The sequence below is a fragment of the Aliidiomarina shirensis genome (genome assembly GCF_003987345.1).
Classification (GTDB): domain Bacteria; phylum Pseudomonadota; class Gammaproteobacteria; order Enterobacterales; family Alteromonadaceae; genus Aliidiomarina; species Aliidiomarina shirensis.
Map to the genome: position 1 here is coordinate 285,532 of NZ_PIPP01000001.1, position 16,098 is coordinate 301,629.

Below are 16,098 nucleotides of genomic sequence, written 5' to 3' on the forward strand. Positions count from 1 at the left end.
GCGCTAACGCTGCACCGGTAACGTTAGCGCCAAAAAGCTAATTTACAACCGCAGCCATTGGCCGCAAGCCGCTTTATCTCGAATCGTGAGCGCAAAACAATCCGCTTGCGGCGCTTGCCAAGTTAATTCCCGTTCAAATAATTGATCGTCGCGTATCACATGCACAACAACCCGCTCTCCGGGCTTATAACGATTGAATGCTTTTTGTACATTGCTCCGATTGGCGGCTAAAAAATCAATCGCCACTAAGCGATCATGTACCGCAATACCAGCCAACGCGGCAGCACTTTCCTCGAATACCCGCGATACAACAATTTCGTTGCCTTTCTCTTGCAATACCGCCCCAAGAGCAACTTGATTCGCAATCGTAGCACTCAACCCTGGCTGCAATGTGAGCGCCTCTGCGGTATTTGGGCTCACTTCGATGCCAAATTGTTCAAGCCACACATCGATGGGCAAAGGCTTTGTGGTTGCAAGCCACTGCTGAACTTGTTTGCCGATTTCAGGGTTACCAATTTCAGTAATCGCTGCAATTAAATCCTGATGATCGGTGCCGCGTACGCGTTTACCTTGATAAAGCGTAATCATAACATCGCGGATAGAGCACAATTGGTTGCTCGCTTGCCGCAGCATTAAATCGATAAGCAACGCAATGGTAGCGCCTTTGGTATAGTAGCTACTGATCGCATTTTGTGCGTTTTCGTTTTGCTGGTAAAAGGTTGTCCATGCGAGTGTGCTGGATTCCAATACACTTTGTCGTTGTGGCCCTTTGCCCCGCAAAGCCCGGCTTATATTCTGCCCAAGGCGTTGAATAAATTGTTCTGCTGGCATAACACCACTTTGCTGAACAAAATAATCATCGAGGTAAGAGGTTATCCCCTCGTAAAACCAGAGTTGCTCAGTATATTGCTCGTGCTGTAAATCGTAGGGGTGAAAGCACTTAGGTCGTAGTTGCTTTATATTCCAACTATGGAAATATTCATGGCTACATAAGCTCAAAAATGTAAGGTATTCATCACTTACTGCCGCACTCCTCGCGCCCGGTTCTAGCGTATGCCTGCTGCATAGGAGTGCGGTTGAGTTACGATGCTCAAGTCCGCCGAATCCTTCGCCTACAACCATGGTAAGAAATTGATAATTATCAAAAGGAACATTACCTTGCCAAAACTCAATTTGCGCTTCACAAATGGCTTTCAAATCATCGCGTAATCGTTCTTCATCGGCAAAATGACGCCCCACTAACACTAGGCTATGAGGGATATTCCCGGCGCTAAAGTTTATACGCGTTAGAGCACCTAACATAAACGGATAGTCGATCAGAGCAGCATAGCTTTCCGCACGGAACGTTCCAAAACCATTTTTGTCTGCCTGAATGCAAGGCATGCCCGTAGCGAGTTGCCATTGCCGTGCTGGATGTTCATGCTGAGGGGGCAATACCTGTATTTGGTGATGGGTTTGGTTAACGTTTCTGTATTCTGAGTTTAAAACCTCTAAACACAGCGCGCTTGGGTTGAAAAAGCCAAATTCGCTATCGAGCCAAGCGGTTCGAACTGATAAATCAAACGCATATACTCTATAGGTTACGGTAAGCGGGCCAGTAGCAGGTGAAATCTGCCATGTGCTCTTGTCCAAGCGTATGTAGCTCAGCTCACAATCTGCTTGGGTAGCTGAGAACTCAACAACATTCTTAGCAAAATCCCGTATCATGTAACTGCCGGGTAACCATGCAGGTAAGCGCAAAATAGTACCATTCGGATCCGGCTTTTCGATCGTTAAGGTTACATTGAAATAGTGATGATGTAGATCCTGAGTATCAATGATGTAGGTGATTTCAGGAGTCGATTGCGATTTTATTGCATTTACCGCTGCACTGTCGGTTTTCATAAATTGCCTTTTAGAGCCGTTACTGAATGAGCCGAGTGTATCATGAGCATCTAGATGCGACTAAGCATGATACTTTCCGGTTGAATGGCATCGAATTTTCAAGTACTTCGAGTACAATTCTATATTAGGTATGTTTATCACGATGATTAAGGATTAAGTTTGAACTGGCGTTCGTATCTAGAAGATCGAAATAAAATGTTTTGGCTACTGCAAATTGCAGGTTGGTCGGGCTACGCGTTGGTGCAATACATGGGTTCGCTCATGCATGAAATGCGTGAGATCTGGATTGTGATTGTACTTTTGGGTGCATACGGTGGCTTCTTGCTAACGGTACCTATGCGCTATATTTACCGCTCAATTTGGCATAAACACCCGATGTTTCAGATCGTGGTGGTGGTTCTATGTTCTTATCTTGCTGCGGCTACTTGGGCGGTTATTGACAACCTCACGAACTGGGAAATCTACAAGTTTGGGTTCCGGCCAACGAATTTATTATTTTACTTTCAGCTCACCGTGGTTAAGTTCTACATCATGCTAACCTGGAGTGTTTTATATTTTGTAATTAAATACTATCAACTGCTACAAGACGCTCAGCAAAAATCCCTTGCGGCCGCCTCAATGGCGCATCAATCGCAGTTGAAAATGTTACGTTATCAGCTAAACCCACACTTTTTATTTAATACTCTGAATGCGATATCAACGCTGATCTTAGTAAATGATAACAAGGGTGCGAATCAAATGATGAGCAAGCTGAGCCGGTTCTTGCGCTTCTCCTTGGATAACGAGCCGATTAAACGCATTACGCTTGAGCAAGAAATATCCGCCGCTATGCTTTATCTTGATATTGAAAAAGTGCGGTTCGGTGATCGTTTGGAAGTAATCGTAAATATTAGCGACGAAGCCAAGCACGCATTAGTACCGAGTTTGATTTTACAGCCCTTAATCGAAAACTCTATCAAATACGCCATTGCTAAAACTGAGGCAGTAGGGCGTATTGAAATCAACGCAGCGGTTGTGGATAGTGAGCTTACAATCGCCGTTTCTGATAACGGTCCGGAACCTTTTGACCCTTCGAAAATGAGGATTCGCGGTTCCGGAGTAGGGCTAGTGAATACGAAAGAACGGCTCAAAGCCTTGTATGGAAAACAGTTCTCATTTAATCTGTCGGCTAATACACCTACAGGTTGCGTAGCGTCATTGAAATTTCCGTGGCAAACCGCTGAACATTAATGTGCACTTATGAGATTGTGATTTGAGCCTTATGAAAGAACGCATTCGCGCAGTAATTGTTGATGATGAACCGCTAGCACGGCAGGGTTTACGTATTCGCTTAGGGGCTTTTGCTCATGTCGAGGTTGTCGGCGAAGCGAGTAGTGGCCGTGAAGCTATCGAAATGATTGTTCGCGAAGCACCTGATTTGGTTTTTCTTGATATTCAAATGCCGGGCCTAAACGGCTTTGATGTTTTGCGTTTGATTCGAGAGAAAGCAGCACAAATGCCTGCTGTTGTATTTGTTACGGCTTATGATCATTATGCGATTCGTGCGTTTGAAGTGCGTGCTATTGATTATCTGTTAAAACCTGTAGATGAAGAACGTTTAGCCGTTGCAATTGAACGTATCGGTGAAGAACTACGCACAGAGCAAACGAGTGGTTATCAACAGCGTTTAGTTGAGCTCGTGGCAGAAATTACGGGTGGCGATGTTGAAGAAATTCTGCAACAACTTGCCGAAGGCAAAGCTCCTCTCATTGAAAATTACCCAGAGCATATTGCGATTAAAGATAGCGGTGAAATTACCCGGGTGGCGATAAATTCAATTGAATGGATTGACGCTGCCGGTGATTACATGTGTATACACGCTGCCAATCAAACCCACATTTTACGCCGTACCATGAAAGAGCTTGAACAAGAGTTAAACCCACGGTTATTCCAACGAATTCACCGTTCGGCGATTGTTAACCTCGGGCAAGTTGAGAAGCTCTGTAGCCGTCAGAATGGCGAGTATCATTTAGTACTACAAAATGGCCAAGAGCTAAAAGTAAGCCGCAGTTACAAGGATCGAATAAAGCAATTGGTACTCGGCTTAGCCTAATCTATCTCGCGTTTTTGAATTTTCCTTTCAATTATTAAAGTATGATCAATAAGTGCTGTGTGTTCGTAATTAAACGGGTGTAGTTACCGTTGTAATTACTAAACCGTATAAGGCTGACATCATGCGTTCGTTTGTTCTTTCCTTGCTCATTGTATTCGCCGTAATATTGCTTACGAGCTGCAGTAGCCGCCAGCTTGGGTATCGTTATGCCGAAACGTTGGTAAGCTGGCAGGCCGGAAACTATGTATCTTTAAATGATGCGCAAGATGCGCTGCTGCGCGAAGAAACCGAGCAATTCCTGCAATGGCACGCACAAACGCACATGCCGAAATATCATCAGCTACTCACTGAAGCATCGCAATTGCTACATGCTCCGGAACTCACTACAGACATATTAATTGAGAAGCAGGAAATCATTGCCAACTATTGGTATGAAATACGTTTGCAATTAATTGCGCCTTCGGTTCGCCTATTAAAAACGTTAGATGACGATCAAGTTGCTGAGTTGATTGAGAACTTGCAAGCCCGCTTAGAAAAACAGCAAGATCGACTAGAAGAGAGTGAAATGGAAATCGCGGGTGGCAATGAAAACTACCCACAGCAGAGACGCGCAGATCGTTTCATGGATTCCTTTCGGAGTTACGCAGGCAAGCCGAACGATGAACAAACGCAACGCATCATGGATTGGAGCATGCAAGCGCCGATTGTGAATAAGCAATGGTATCGCTATCAACAACAATGGCATGAGGCGTTTGTTCGTATCTTAGAAAACCGTCATGACGATAACTTTTCGCAAGTATTACAAGATCTTTATCTGGAGCCAGAACAATTTCGCGGTGCCGATATGAACGCACAACTTGAGATTACCGAAGAGGCATCTCTTGCGCTCATGGTGGCTTTACATGAAAGCCTATCAATACAGCAACGCAGTAAGTTAGCGCGCCGTATTGATAAGCTTCGTCGAGATATTCGTGGAATGATGAAACAACGCAACGTTGAGTTCTAACCTAGTATTTTAAGGCGCACGCTATACTTGTAGAATCTTACTTGTATTCGTTTTACCAATGGTTTCCATTACATCGCCATGGGTGATAATAACCATTTCGCCCTTATTGATATGCCCACGCTTCTCAATTAATTCAATGGCATCGCGAAGCACGCGTTGGGGATCTGATGCGGTGGAATCAAAATACTCCGGATAAACCCCCCGATAAAGATTTGCGCGATTTAATGAGTGTTCGTGGCGAGAAAGCGCAAAAATCGGTAAATCAGTGTGAATACGCGACATTAACTTCGCGGTGTGTCCTGATTCGGTAAGCGCGATAATCGCAGTAACGCCTTCTAGGTGATTTGCTGTATACATAGCAGCCAGTGCTGTGGCTTGCGATACCGAAGGAACGGACTCCTCGATTCTATCGCGGCTTAAGCGAAGAGCGGGGTATTCTTCTGCGCCACTACAGATTTCGGCCATGGCCAACACGGTTTCTACTGGATACTTACCAGCCGCGGTTTCCGCGCTAAGCATCACGGCATCGGTGCCGTCGAGAACAGCGTTGGCTACGTCCATAACTTCAGCGCGGGTAGGCATCGAGTTATCGATCATCGATTCCATCATCTGCGTAGCGGTGATAACTACTTTATTCAATTCACGTGCTCGCTGAATAATTCGTTTTTGCTTCCCAACGAGTTGTGCATCACCAATTTCAACTCCGAGATCGCCACGTGCAACCATAACAACATCAGATTCTAAAATGACATCATCGAGTGCTTCATCGGTTGCAACTGTTTCTGCTCGTTCGATTTTTGCGCAAATAGCACCATCACATCCAGCTTTGTTTAATAGTGCCCGTGCTAATTGAAGATCGGCGCCGCTGCGCGGGAAAGATACGGCAAGAATATCAACGTCGATTTCGGCAGCAAGTTCGATATCACGGTAATCTTTATCCGTTAGCGCAGCTGCAGATAGGCCGCCGCCCATGCGGTTAATGCCTTTGTTATTCGATAATGTTCCACCAACAGTAACCACGGTATGAACTTCAGAACCCGAAACTGCCGTAACTTCTAGGCGAATACGACCATCGTCCAGTAGGAGAATGTCGCCGCGTTCTACATCTTTGGGTAGCTCTTTGTAATCAAGGCCCACACGCTCGGTGGTACCGGCTGCACCATCAAACGCTGCATCCAGAATAAAGGCCGCGCCTTTTTCCAGCTCTACTGTTCCTTCCAGAAAGCGCGCAACACGAATTTTAGGGCCTTGCAGATCGCCAAGGATAGCAACGTGATAACCAAGCCTATTTGCAATTTCACGTACCGACTCCGCTCGCTTGATATGATCTTCAGCGTTACCATGGGAAAAATTCAAGCGCACAACATCGGCACCTGCTTTGATTAATGATTCAAGCACGCCTGGTTTATCGGTTGCCGGGCCTAAGGTGGTTACTATCTTGGTGCGTCTTAACATGATTACATTAACCTTACTGTTGAACGTGTTCTTTTGAACTATAAAGAAATAGGCTTATATAGAAAGATATAAAGGCTATTGCTCAACCAAATTGTTGCAAGCACACTAATATTAACATAATGAATGTGGCCGATGTATGAATGGATACCGCAAACCAGCGAAATAAATAGGTGAAATTTATGAAAGATCGAAAAACAGACGCGCAATGGCGAGAAGAACTTAGCCCAGAAGCCTATCGCGTTTTGCGTGAAAAAGGTACGGAAGCGCCATTTTCGGGTGCTTTGCTGCAAGAGGAGCGAAATGGAGATTATAAGTGTGCAGGATGTGGCGCCTTGCTGTTCAAAGCACAAACCAAATTTGATGCGGGTTGTGGTTGGCCGAGTTTTTACGACGCCGAGCCGGATACGGTGAAATATGTAACGGATAAGAGCCACGGAATGATGCGCACGGAAATTCTCTGTGCAAATTGCGATGGCCACCTTGGCCATGTTTTTCCGGATGGCCCTGAACCAACAGGGCAGCGCTACTGTGTAAACTCTTTGGCACTTGATTTCGAAGCAAAAGAAGAGCGGTAAAGTAGCAGTTTGTTGGCAAATTAAGTACAATGCCGCTCGCATTTTAGGCTAGTTTGAAATTATTTGATTAGAATAAGTTTGAGCTAGATTTTTTCGTTACATTCGTAAGAATCAATAAAGGTTTACCGATGACTGACGCGCTGAACGATATTACGTTAAAAAGCTGGGAAGAACGCCAAGAGTTTGCTGAGTTAATGCAACCATTAATTGGTCGTTTATATCGCACCAAAGGAGTAGAGATTCTGGTTTATGGCCGGAGCCTGCTGAATGGTTCAACTATCGATATTATTAAAACGCATCGTTTAGTGCGCCAGCATGAAGGGCAAAAATTACGCTTGCGTGAAAGCTATCCGTTCTTGCAAGCGATTGCAGAAATCGAAATGGCACCAGCGCGTATTGATCTAGGTAAATTAGCATTCGGTTATCATTTTGGCGGTAAGCGCCAAGGCGATGAAACGGTTGAAAATTACGTAAAACGTGTTTTGGGCGATTTGGTTGGTAAGGCTGATGAAGTAGAACCGCGGGATGTTGTACTCTATGGCTTTGGCCGCATTGGTCGGTTACTTGCCCGCTTATTGATTGAACGTAATGGCCGTAACAATAAATTGCGGCTCAAAGCTATTGTAGTGCGTGGCGGTGGCGAAGGCGATTTAGAGAAGCGAGCTAGTTTGTTGCGTCGCGATTCGGTGCACGGTCCATTCAATGGTTCGATTACCGTAGATCACGCGAATAGCGCAATTAAAGCAAATGGCACGCAAATTCAGGTGATTTATGCGAACTCGCCAGATTCTATCGATTACACGCAATACGGTATCGACAATGCGATTATTGTTGATAACACAGGTGTCTGGAAAGACGAAGCGGGCTTAGGTTTACACTTGAAATCGAAAGGGGCTGCAAAAGTTCTCTTAACGGCGCCGGCGAAAGGTAACATTAAGAATATTGTTCATGGCGTGAACCATGGCGATATCCAAGCGGACGATTTAATTGTATCGGCGGCAAGTTGCACAACGAACGCGATTACGCCGGTACTGAAAGCAATTAACGATGAGTTTGTGATCAAAAATGGCCATGTGGAAACCGTGCATGCCTACACCAACGATCAGAATCTAATCGATAACTACCATAAAGCTGAACGCCGTGGCCGCTCGGCGCCATTAAATATGGTGCTTACGGAAACAGGTGCAGCAAAAGCAGTAGCAAAAGCACTACCAGAGTTGGCAGGCAAGTTAACGGGGAATGCGATACGTGTTCCTACACCAAACGTTTCTATGGCCATTATGAATTTGAACCTTGGTAAATCTACTGATAAAGAAGGTTTAAATGAGTATTTGCGCAAAGCTGCGTTAAATTCGGATTTGCAGAATCAAATCGATTTTACTTCGTCTACTGAAATCGTATCGTCAGACCTAGTAGGTAGCCGCTATGCAGGCATTGTTGATTCACAAGCAACCATTGTTGATGGCGATCGCGCGGTACTATACGTTTGGTACGATAATGAATTTGGTTACAGCTGCCAGGTATTGCGCGTAGTGCAAGATATGGCGGGTTTGATTGTACCCAACGTTCCGGCGTAAATACGATACAACGTTAAAAGCGCCTTCGGGCGCTTATTTTTTTGGGGCTCATTGGTGTTGCTAACTTGGGCACTTTTTTACTCACGTAGTGTGAGTGCACGATTATAAATTGAGGATGCTTGTTTTATGTATATTTCTACAGCCTTTGATAGCGGTAATATTGATGTAATTAGCGCTGAAAGCGCTGATAACATCCGCTTACGTATTCGCAAAGATAATCAATCTGATTTTTACCAATGGTTCCACTTTAAGCTTTTTGGTGAGATTGATGTTGAACACAGCATGGTAATTGAGAATGCGGGTGGCTCTGCTTATCCGAAAGGGTGGGAGAACTACCAAGCAATGGCAAGTTATGATCGCGAACATTGGTTCCGAGTGCCAACTTCTTTTGATGGTGAAAAATTAACCATCACCCATACGCCAGAGCAAGAAACGGTTTTCTATGCTTATTTTGTTCCGTATAGCTGGGAACGTCATCTTGATTTACTGCAAGTTGCCCAACAATCAGCATGGGTGCAGCAATGTATTTTGGGCACCACATTGGATGGCCGCGAAATTAACATGCTGATAGTAGGTGAGCCAGCTGAACACAAACGGAATATCTGGATTACTGCACGCCAACACCCGGGTGAAACCATGGCTGAATGGTTTGTGGAAGGCTTGTTAGAGCATTTGCTTGACGAAGACGAGCCTGTATCTCGCCAGCTGCTCGATAAAGCTGTGTTTTATATTGTTCCGAACATGAACCCTGATGGCAGTGTTCGTGGTCATTTGCGCACTAATGCTGCTGGCGTTAACTTGAACCGCGAGTGGGCCGCACCTTCGTTAGAGAAGAGCCCAGAGGTTTATCACGTTATGGAAGAGATGGATGCGATCGGTGTCGATATGTATCTTGATGTTCATGGCGATGAGAACTTACCCTATAACTTTATCGCCGGTTCGGAAGGCATTCCTTCGTACGATGAGCGCCATGCTAATCTCGAAGAGAGTTTCCGCAAGGCCTACCGCGCAGCAACGGCCGAATTTCAAACCACTTATGGCTATGAAAAAGAAGCGCCTGGTAAAGCTAATTTAACGGTAGCCAGTAGCGCTGTTGCGGAACGCTTTAAGTGCTTAGCTTTCACTATCGAAATGCCGTTCAAAGATAATGATGATTTACCTGAACCTTACCAACAATGGTCGGATATTCGTTCATGTAACTTTGGCCGTGATACTTTGAAAGCTGTTCTTGATGTTGTCGATGAACTGCGTTAAGCGTTGCGGTTAGATGTTTGGTAGATACAAAAAGGCCGGATTTTAATCCGGCCTTTTTAGTTCGTGTTTGAATCTAAGTAACAAATTACTTATCTTCTGTTTCCGCTGGCGGAACCGTACCTTCAGCACGTTGCTTGGCGATACGCTTTTCCCAAAAGTCAGCTTTTTTAATGCCGAGTTTCACTGGATCGAAAATGATCGGGCCACCGGCTTTTTTCTGCTCTTCATAATCGCGTAGGCACATGATGGCCGGTTTCGCGACAAAGAAGATAGCTAAAATGCCGAGAATGTTGATCCACGCCATTAAGCCCACGCCGATATCACCAAGGTTCCAAATGTATCCAGAGCTATTAACCATGCCATAGGCCACCATAAACATAATAACCATTTTCACGATGAACAATGAAAAACGGTTTTTAATATAGCGGTTTAAGTACGCCACGTTGGTTTCAGCAATGTAGTAGTAAGCCAGGATGGTTGTGAAGGCGAAAAAGAATATAGCGACGCCCACGAAACCTTGCCCGAAATTACCAAACACACTGGACAATGCGAGCTGCGTGAATGCAGGTGAGGCCACTTCAGTAGCAGCATCAACATTTTGTAGAATCAGCGCACCAGAAGCTTCCGTTACAATGTTGTATTGTTGCGTGATCAAGATCATTAACGCGGTAGCGGTACAGACAAACAGTGTATCTACATAAACCGAGAACGCCTGCACTAAACCTTGCTGCGAAGGGTGATCAACTTCTGCTGCAGAAGAGGCGTGTGGTCCAGTACCTTGACCCGCTTCATTCGAGTAAATACCACGTTTAACACCCCAACCGATAGCGGCACCAAAACCGGCTTGCGCGGTGAACGCGTCGGTAAATATCATCGCGAATATGCCGGGCACTTGGTTTAAGTTCAGGAATACGATCACTAACGCCATAATGATGTAGGCAAGCGCCATGAATGGCACGACAACTTGGGTGAAGTTTGCAATGCGGCGAATTCCGCCAAAGATAATAAAGCCAAGTACGATCAAGATAACAGCTAGTGCAATTAATTTATTGCTACCCACATCGCCATAATCAGTAGTTACTAAATTACCGTCGCCAAACACGTGGGTTACGGCATTACCTACAGCGTTGGCTTGGATACCCGGTAGGAAGATACCACAGGCGACAATTGCAGATATGGCGAAAACGATGGCTAACCATTTTTGACCTAAAGCTTTTTCGAAGTAGTACGCAGGACCGCCTCGATATTGGCCATTTTCTTCAACTTTATAAATCTGACCGAGGGTAGATTCTGCATACGCTGTACTGGCACCTAAAAAGGCAACAACCCACATCCAAAATACTGCACCAGGACCACCGAAACCGATAGCCGCGGCAACACCCGCGATATTACCTACACCCACACGGCCTGAGAGTGTTACCGCAAGCGCTTGGAATGATGAGATACCTTTGCTGGATTCGTTGGGGCTAAAGAGAAGTTTAACCATCTCTTTGAAATGACGAACCTGCGCAAAGCGGGTAAGTATTGAGTAAAATAAGCCTGCAGCTAAGCATAGAAATACTAAGGCTGGGCTCCAAATGATACTATTAAGTGTGCTGACCAGATTTTCCATCAGATCCTCTCGTGGTTGTTATTGTTTTGTTACTCGTACTTTGCCACAGTTCAACAGAAAGCTCTACGCTATTCCGAACACAAAACCTCGTCAAACACGCTGCTGGTCGAAAACTAGATGGAATATAGCGCAATTAAGCATATAGAATCGGAATCGAGTGATGACCCTGAGCTTACAGGCTGCTATGATAAGGTTTGGCGTGTTTACGTTAGCGAACCTAATTTTTATCGTTAACGTATTAGCTAAGCATTTTATAAATTTTAGGTTAGGTGATTTTTATATGGCAATTATAAGTTGCCCTGGCTGCGGTAAAAAAGTTTCTGATAGAGCTGCAGTGTGTGGTGAATGCGGCTTTATGCTTGGCGCTCATGATGTTGAAAGCTTAGCGCGAAAGGCGCAAAATCAACGTTCGATTAAAGTAAGCAAATTAGTGAGCCATCAAATGCTCGCTATTTTACTTTTTATAGCGGGTATTACGGGTACTTTCTATGATTGGACGCAAGTTGAAGGTTGGCAGTTTATGCCACATATCTCCCTTGCTGTTTCTGTGCTTAGCTTTATTTGGTACTTAGTAACCCGTGCCCGCATTTATATTCTTAAGCGACAGCGATAATTATGCAGTACGATGACGCCCTTAGGGCGATGACACCAGAAATATATGAACGAATGAAGAATGCAGTAGAAACTGGCCGCTGGCCGGATGGAAACAAACTTACTGCGGTTCAGCTTGAAAATGCGATGGAGCTTGTGATGGTTTACCAAGCTAAGCGTTTACAACAAGATGATCATTTCACGATTGCCCCGTCTGGCGAACTCTTAATGAAAACCAAAGGTGATTTCCGTGCGGAGCTGCGCTTGCGTGCCGGCTCTGATATTGCGCGTTTTAATATAAATGATGCGTTAGGTAATGCTAATAGCGATTCGGATACGGAGAAATAAAACCAGTGTTTGTTACCGAAACTCCTACAGAAAAAGGTAATGCCGAGCATTACCAAAGTTTACAGCAGCAACTAAGTGCTTTAGTGGCTGGTGAACCGAATTTAATTGCAAATCTAGCTAATATCAGTGCTGTGCTCTTTGACCAACTGGACAACCTAAATTGGCTTGGCTTCTATCTTGCTGAGGGTGAAGAGCTGGTTCTTGGTCCGTTTCAAGGCAAAGTGGCTTGCGTGCGTATTCCTTTTGGAAAGGGCGTTTGTGGCACGGCGGCGAGTAGCCAAACAATTCAGCGTATAGCCGATGTGCATGAATTTCCCGGACACATCGCCTGTGATGCGGCAAGTAATTCAGAAATTGTATTACCCATTGTAGTGGACGGCAAAACCGTTGCGGTGTTGGATATTGATAGCCCCATAACAAACCGTTTTACTGATATCGATGAAGCAGGGCTTGCGGCTTTGCTTCCCTTGCTCGCAAGCTTGAATTGGTAAGCTAATGGAAATATTTGATGTTCGCCCATATTTGGTATCTATTCATGATATGGAATTTTTTGAAGACGATGCTGAACAGGCTGCGGATAACTTAAATGCGATGTTGTATGCCATTGTTCGTGAAGCAGAAACAAGCGATTATTGGGATGCGGAAAAAATTGAACAACTTGTTAGTGAAGTATCTGATATGTGGGTCCGTGAACTTGGGCTGATTGAATCAGAAGTAGATGAATTAGAAGATTATATAACTCACTTGGTACATCGAATCGAACAAGATGGCCAGAATGAACAGCTCGATGAAGGTTAATTAAATGGAAAACACGGCAAAACTCTCCACTAGTAAAGAAGTGATTGCATATTTGGCAACACAGTTCCCAACGTGCTTCACTCTCGAAGGAGAGGCACGACCGCTTAAAATTGGCATCTTTGACGATTTAGCTACTCGGCTTGCGGATGATGAGAAAGTCAGTAAAACACGCCTGCGCTCAGCGCTACGTCAGTATACTGGTTCTTGGCGTTATCTACGTGGCGTTAAAGCCGGCGTTGAGCGGGTTGACTTAGACGGCAACGATGCCGGTTTAGTTGAAGCTGACCATGAAGAGCACGCACAACTGCAATTGACCGAATCACAAGAGCGAGCGAAAGCGAAACGTGCAGAACGTGCGGCGGAAAGCAAAGCTGCTGCGACAAAAGCCCGTGCAGCTAAGAACAAAGACGCGCAAGATAGTGTCAGAAAGGATAAGGGTGGAAAAGCGAAGGGTGGTACAAAACCAAAATCTCGCCGTAGTAACCCATTAGGTAGTTCAGGTACAGACAAAGCGGGCAAGCCCAAAGTATCCGGTCCATTAGAGGTGATACAGCCTGATCAAGTTAAAGTAGGTCAAGCTGTACAGATTAAAGTAGGTAGCTTTCCCGTAACAGGTACCATAACTGAGATTGATAAAAATGACGCACAAGTTCAGTTGCCAACCGGTATGTCGGTTCGCGTGCAGTTAACTGATTTGTTTAGCGTTTGATAGGAGTATGAATGATTAAGCAGGTTGTACAACGAGTAGCTTTAGTTTCAGCGTTACTTTTTAGTGTGGCGTTTACTAATGCGCCTGTATTTGCGCAAGATGATGAGCGTTACAGTGTAAGTGATATTCCAACGTTACAGCCGGAATCTCAACACGTTGCGGCAAGCCGCCGGATAGCTGCTTATTTCACTCGTTATCACTATAGCAACGTTGAGCTTGATGCTGAGATGTCTCAGCAAATCTTTGACCGCTATTTCGAGCAACTTGATTATAATCGCATGTTTATGCTGGCCAGCGATATTGAGAAGTTCAGTGAGCACCGTGATAATTTTCATGAAGCGCTTATTGAAGGTGAGCTAGCTGTTGCCTTTGCGATTCATCAACTGAATATGGAACGCCGTTTCGAACGCTTTGAATTTGCGCTAGAGCATGTAGCAAGTATTGACGATGAATTTGATTTTGACGAAGAAGGTGCTGAATACCAATTTGATCGCACCGAAGCGGAGTGGGCTAGCAGCGAAGAAGAGCTGAATGACATTTGGCGTAAGCGAGTACAAAGTGATGCCCTCAATTTAGCGTTGGCGGGCCGCACACCAGAGGAAATAATTGAGAACCTTGAGCGTCGCTATCGGTCAGCACAGCAGCAGATAACACAGTATAAAAGCGAAGATGCATTCCAATCAGTAATGAATGCGTTCGCACGCAGTGTCGATGCACACACGAGCTACTTATCCCCACGTAACGCCGAACGTTTTCAGCAAAACATGAATCTCTCACTCGAGGGAATAGGTGCGGTTTTGCAAGCAGAGTATGATTATACCGTTATTCGTTCATTAGTGCCGGGCGGCCCAGCTGAGCGTTCAGATGAGCTGGCACCAAATGATAGAATTATTGCTGTTGCGCAGGGTGACCAAGAGTTTGTAGATGTTATTGGTTGGCGCCTTGATGACGTTGTGGAGCTTATCAAAGGGCCGAAAGGTAGCGTGGTTCGCTTACAAGTATTAAAAGAAAGTGACGGCTCCGGTGCTGCACCTAAATCAGTTGAAATCGTTCGCGAAGAGGTGCGGTTAGAAGATCGGGAAGCAAAACTTACCTATGAAACGAGTAACACTGGCGAAAAATTTGCCGTTATTACCATCCCAGGCTTCTACAATAAATTAACCGATGATGTACGTGCGCTGCTGATAGAAGTGAATGCAGAACCGGAGCTTTCGGGTTTAGTTGTCGATTTACGTGGCAACGGCGGTGGTGCGCTAAATGAATCTATTACCTTAACCGGTTTGTTCATTCCTTCAGGCCCAGTTGTTCAAGTTCGTGAAAGCAGCGGCCGCGTGGACGTGAGTGGCGATCCTGATCCGGATGTTGTGTACGATGGGCCGATGGTTGTGATGGTGGATCGCTTTAGTGCTTCGGCATCAGAAATTTTTGCGGCGGCTTTACAGGATTATCGCCGTGCTCTTATTGTTGGTGAAAATACCTTTGGTAAAGGTACAGTTCAGCAACATCGTGGTTTGCAGCGCCGTTTTGATTTAGGTAGCAACCCGATGGGCAGCGTACAGTATACGATGGCTAAATTTTATCGGATTAACGGCGGTTCAACACAGCATAAAGGGGTAGTACCCGATATCGCATTCCCAAGTTTGGTGGATCCGGAAGAGTTTGGCGAGAGCCGTGCTGATAATGCATTACCTTGGGATCAGATAGATCCAGTGCAGTTCCGGGCGTTTAACTTTGTAAATAACGCGCTGATTGATAAGTTGAATAACGAACACACACTTAGAATTTCAGATGATAAAGAATTTGAATTTATCGCCGAGGATGTTGAACGTTATCAGGAAATGCGTGATCGCAAATCGATTTCCCTGGTGCGTGCAGAGCGAGAAGCGGAAACCGAGGCCGATCAAGCACGTAACCTTGAACGCATTAATATGCGGTTGCAACTAGCCGGCTTAGAACCAGTAGAATCACTTGATGGGGTTGATGAAGCTTATCGTTCTCCTGATGTATTCCTTCGCGAAGCGATAGAAGTTGCTGCTGATTATGTGCACGTGATGAATGGTGGTAGCCGAAACGTTAAGAATGACTAGCGCGGATTTTCATTCCAATAGTTGTGCGTTTTGGATATAAAAAACCTACAAAATCAGTATAAAATGAAATAAGGGCTTGCCGTGGCAGGCCCTTATTTGTAAGTTAGCAC

At 45.1% G+C, this 16,098-nt stretch carries 15 protein-coding genes; 12 read left to right on the forward strand and 3 right to left on the reverse strand.

Going from position 1 to position 16,098, the window contains the following annotated elements:
- Positions 1-42: 42 nt before the first annotated feature.
- The gene (locus CWE13_RS01330) at positions 43-1,884 is read right to left on the reverse strand and encodes a M61 family metallopeptidase (RefSeq protein ID WP_126805537.1); all 1,842 of its coding nucleotides are present in this window, start codon (positions 1,882-1,884) and stop codon (positions 43-45) included.
- 159 nt (positions 1,885-2,043) lie between these two features.
- Here CWE13_RS01330 and CWE13_RS01335 point away from each other — a divergent pair, with 159 nt between their 5' ends.
- The 3 genes from CWE13_RS01335 (at position 2,044) to CWE13_RS01345 (ending at position 4,982) form a co-directional block, all read left to right on the forward strand.
- Positions 2,044-3,114, forward strand: a complete 1,071-nt coding sequence (locus CWE13_RS01335) for a sensor histidine kinase (protein ID WP_126805538.1) — start codon at positions 2,044-2,046, stop codon at positions 3,112-3,114.
- A gap of 31 nt (positions 3,115-3,145) precedes the next feature.
- Complete coding sequence (locus tag CWE13_RS01340) at positions 3,146-3,976, forward strand: LytR/AlgR family response regulator transcription factor (RefSeq protein WP_126805539.1); 831 nt, start codon at positions 3,146-3,148, stop codon at positions 3,974-3,976.
- A 121-nt stretch (positions 3,977-4,097) separates the two neighbouring features.
- Positions 4,098-4,982: a DUF6279 family lipoprotein gene (locus CWE13_RS01345; RefSeq protein WP_126805540.1), complete on the forward strand. Its 885-nt coding sequence runs from the start codon at positions 4,098-4,100 to the stop codon at positions 4,980-4,982.
- A 21-nt stretch (positions 4,983-5,003) separates the two neighbouring features.
- Here CWE13_RS01345 and pyk read toward each other — a convergent pair whose 3' ends face one another.
- A complete protein-coding gene (pyk, locus tag CWE13_RS01350) occupies positions 5,004-6,437 on the reverse strand; it encodes a pyruvate kinase (RefSeq protein WP_126805541.1) in 1,434 nt (477 codons plus the stop codon).
- 179 nt (positions 6,438-6,616) lie between these two features.
- On the opposite strand from pyk, the gene msrB reads away from it, so the two are divergent.
- From msrB to CWE13_RS01365, 3 genes are all read left to right on the forward strand, one after another.
- Complete coding sequence (msrB, locus tag CWE13_RS01355) at positions 6,617-7,012, forward strand: peptide-methionine (R)-S-oxide reductase MsrB (protein WP_126805542.1); 396 nt, start codon at positions 6,617-6,619, stop codon at positions 7,010-7,012.
- Between the two features lie 128 nt (positions 7,013-7,140).
- The gene (locus CWE13_RS01360) at positions 7,141-8,589 is read left to right on the forward strand and encodes a glyceraldehyde-3-phosphate dehydrogenase (RefSeq protein ID WP_126805543.1); all 1,449 of its coding nucleotides are present in this window, start codon (positions 7,141-7,143) and stop codon (positions 8,587-8,589) included.
- A gap of 126 nt (positions 8,590-8,715) precedes the next feature.
- Positions 8,716-9,843 (forward strand): M14 family metallopeptidase, encoded by a 1,128-nt coding sequence (locus CWE13_RS01365; protein ID WP_126805544.1) that lies wholly within the window; start codon positions 8,716-8,718, stop codon positions 9,841-9,843.
- Between the two features lie 85 nt (positions 9,844-9,928).
- On the opposite strand, the gene CWE13_RS01370 is transcribed toward CWE13_RS01365, so the two are convergent.
- Positions 9,929-11,455: an alanine/glycine:cation symporter family protein gene (locus CWE13_RS01370; RefSeq protein ID WP_126805545.1), complete on the reverse strand. Its 1,527-nt coding sequence runs from the start codon at positions 11,453-11,455 to the stop codon at positions 9,929-9,931.
- Between the two features lie 280 nt (positions 11,456-11,735).
- Between CWE13_RS01370 and CWE13_RS01375 the strand changes: the two genes are divergently transcribed.
- Genes CWE13_RS01375 through prc form a run of 6 tightly spaced genes read left to right on the forward strand, consistent with a single transcriptional unit; the run spans position 11,736 to position 15,988 of the window.
- Positions 11,736-12,068: a zinc ribbon domain-containing protein gene (locus CWE13_RS01375; protein WP_126805546.1), complete on the forward strand. Its 333-nt coding sequence runs from the start codon at positions 11,736-11,738 to the stop codon at positions 12,066-12,068.
- Positions 12,069-12,070: 2 nt separating this feature from the next.
- Positions 12,071-12,394, forward strand: coding sequence for a YeaC family protein (locus CWE13_RS01380; protein WP_126805547.1), 324 nt, complete (start codon positions 12,071-12,073; stop codon positions 12,392-12,394).
- Between the two features lie 5 nt (positions 12,395-12,399).
- Positions 12,400-12,885 carry a GAF domain-containing protein gene (locus CWE13_RS01385; protein WP_420837028.1) on the forward strand — a complete coding sequence of 162 codons (486 nt, stop codon included), beginning with the start codon at positions 12,400-12,402 and terminating at the stop codon, positions 12,883-12,885.
- Between the two features lie 4 nt (positions 12,886-12,889).
- Complete coding sequence (locus CWE13_RS01390) at positions 12,890-13,192, forward strand: hypothetical protein (RefSeq protein ID WP_126805548.1); 303 nt, start codon at positions 12,890-12,892, stop codon at positions 13,190-13,192.
- 4 nt (positions 13,193-13,196) lie between these two features.
- Positions 13,197-13,901, forward strand: coding sequence for an RNA chaperone ProQ (gene proQ, locus CWE13_RS01395; protein ID WP_126805549.1), 705 nt, complete (start codon positions 13,197-13,199; stop codon positions 13,899-13,901).
- Between the two features lie 11 nt (positions 13,902-13,912).
- Positions 13,913-15,988, forward strand: a complete 2,076-nt coding sequence (prc, locus tag CWE13_RS01400) for a carboxy terminal-processing peptidase (protein WP_126805550.1) — start codon at positions 13,913-13,915, stop codon at positions 15,986-15,988.
- Positions 15,989-16,098 lie beyond the last annotated feature (110 nt).

Excerpts from the sequence above, each read along its gene's own strand:
- CWE13_RS01330 (WP_126805537.1), bottom strand. The coding sequence starts at position 1,884 with ATGAAAACCGACAGTGCAGCGGTAAATGCAATAAAATCGCAATCGACT.
- CWE13_RS01340 (WP_126805539.1), top strand. The coding sequence starts at position 3,146 with ATGAAAGAACGCATTCGCGCAGTAATTGTTGATGATGAACCGCTAGCA.
- CWE13_RS01345 (WP_126805540.1), top strand. The coding sequence starts at position 4,098 with ATGCGTTCGTTTGTTCTTTCCTTGCTCATTGTATTCGCCGTAATATTG.
- pyk (WP_126805541.1), bottom strand. The coding sequence starts at position 6,437 with ATGTTAAGACGCACCAAGATAGTAACCACCTTAGGCCCGGCAACCGAT.
- msrB (WP_126805542.1), top strand. The coding sequence starts at position 6,617 with ATGAAAGATCGAAAAACAGACGCGCAATGGCGAGAAGAACTTAGCCCA.
- CWE13_RS01360 (WP_126805543.1), top strand. The coding sequence starts at position 7,141 with ATGACTGACGCGCTGAACGATATTACGTTAAAAAGCTGGGAAGAACGC.
- CWE13_RS01365 (WP_126805544.1), top strand. The coding sequence starts at position 8,716 with ATGTATATTTCTACAGCCTTTGATAGCGGTAATATTGATGTAATTAGC.
- CWE13_RS01370 (WP_126805545.1), bottom strand. The coding sequence starts at position 11,455 with ATGGAAAATCTGGTCAGCACACTTAATAGTATCATTTGGAGCCCAGCC.
- CWE13_RS01375 (WP_126805546.1), top strand. The coding sequence starts at position 11,736 with ATGGCAATTATAAGTTGCCCTGGCTGCGGTAAAAAAGTTTCTGATAGA.
- CWE13_RS01380 (WP_126805547.1), top strand. The coding sequence starts at position 12,071 with ATGCAGTACGATGACGCCCTTAGGGCGATGACACCAGAAATATATGAA.
- CWE13_RS01390 (WP_126805548.1), top strand. The coding sequence starts at position 12,890 with ATGGAAATATTTGATGTTCGCCCATATTTGGTATCTATTCATGATATG.
- proQ (WP_126805549.1), top strand. The coding sequence starts at position 13,197 with ATGGAAAACACGGCAAAACTCTCCACTAGTAAAGAAGTGATTGCATAT.
- prc (WP_126805550.1), top strand. The coding sequence starts at position 13,913 with ATGATTAAGCAGGTTGTACAACGAGTAGCTTTAGTTTCAGCGTTACTT.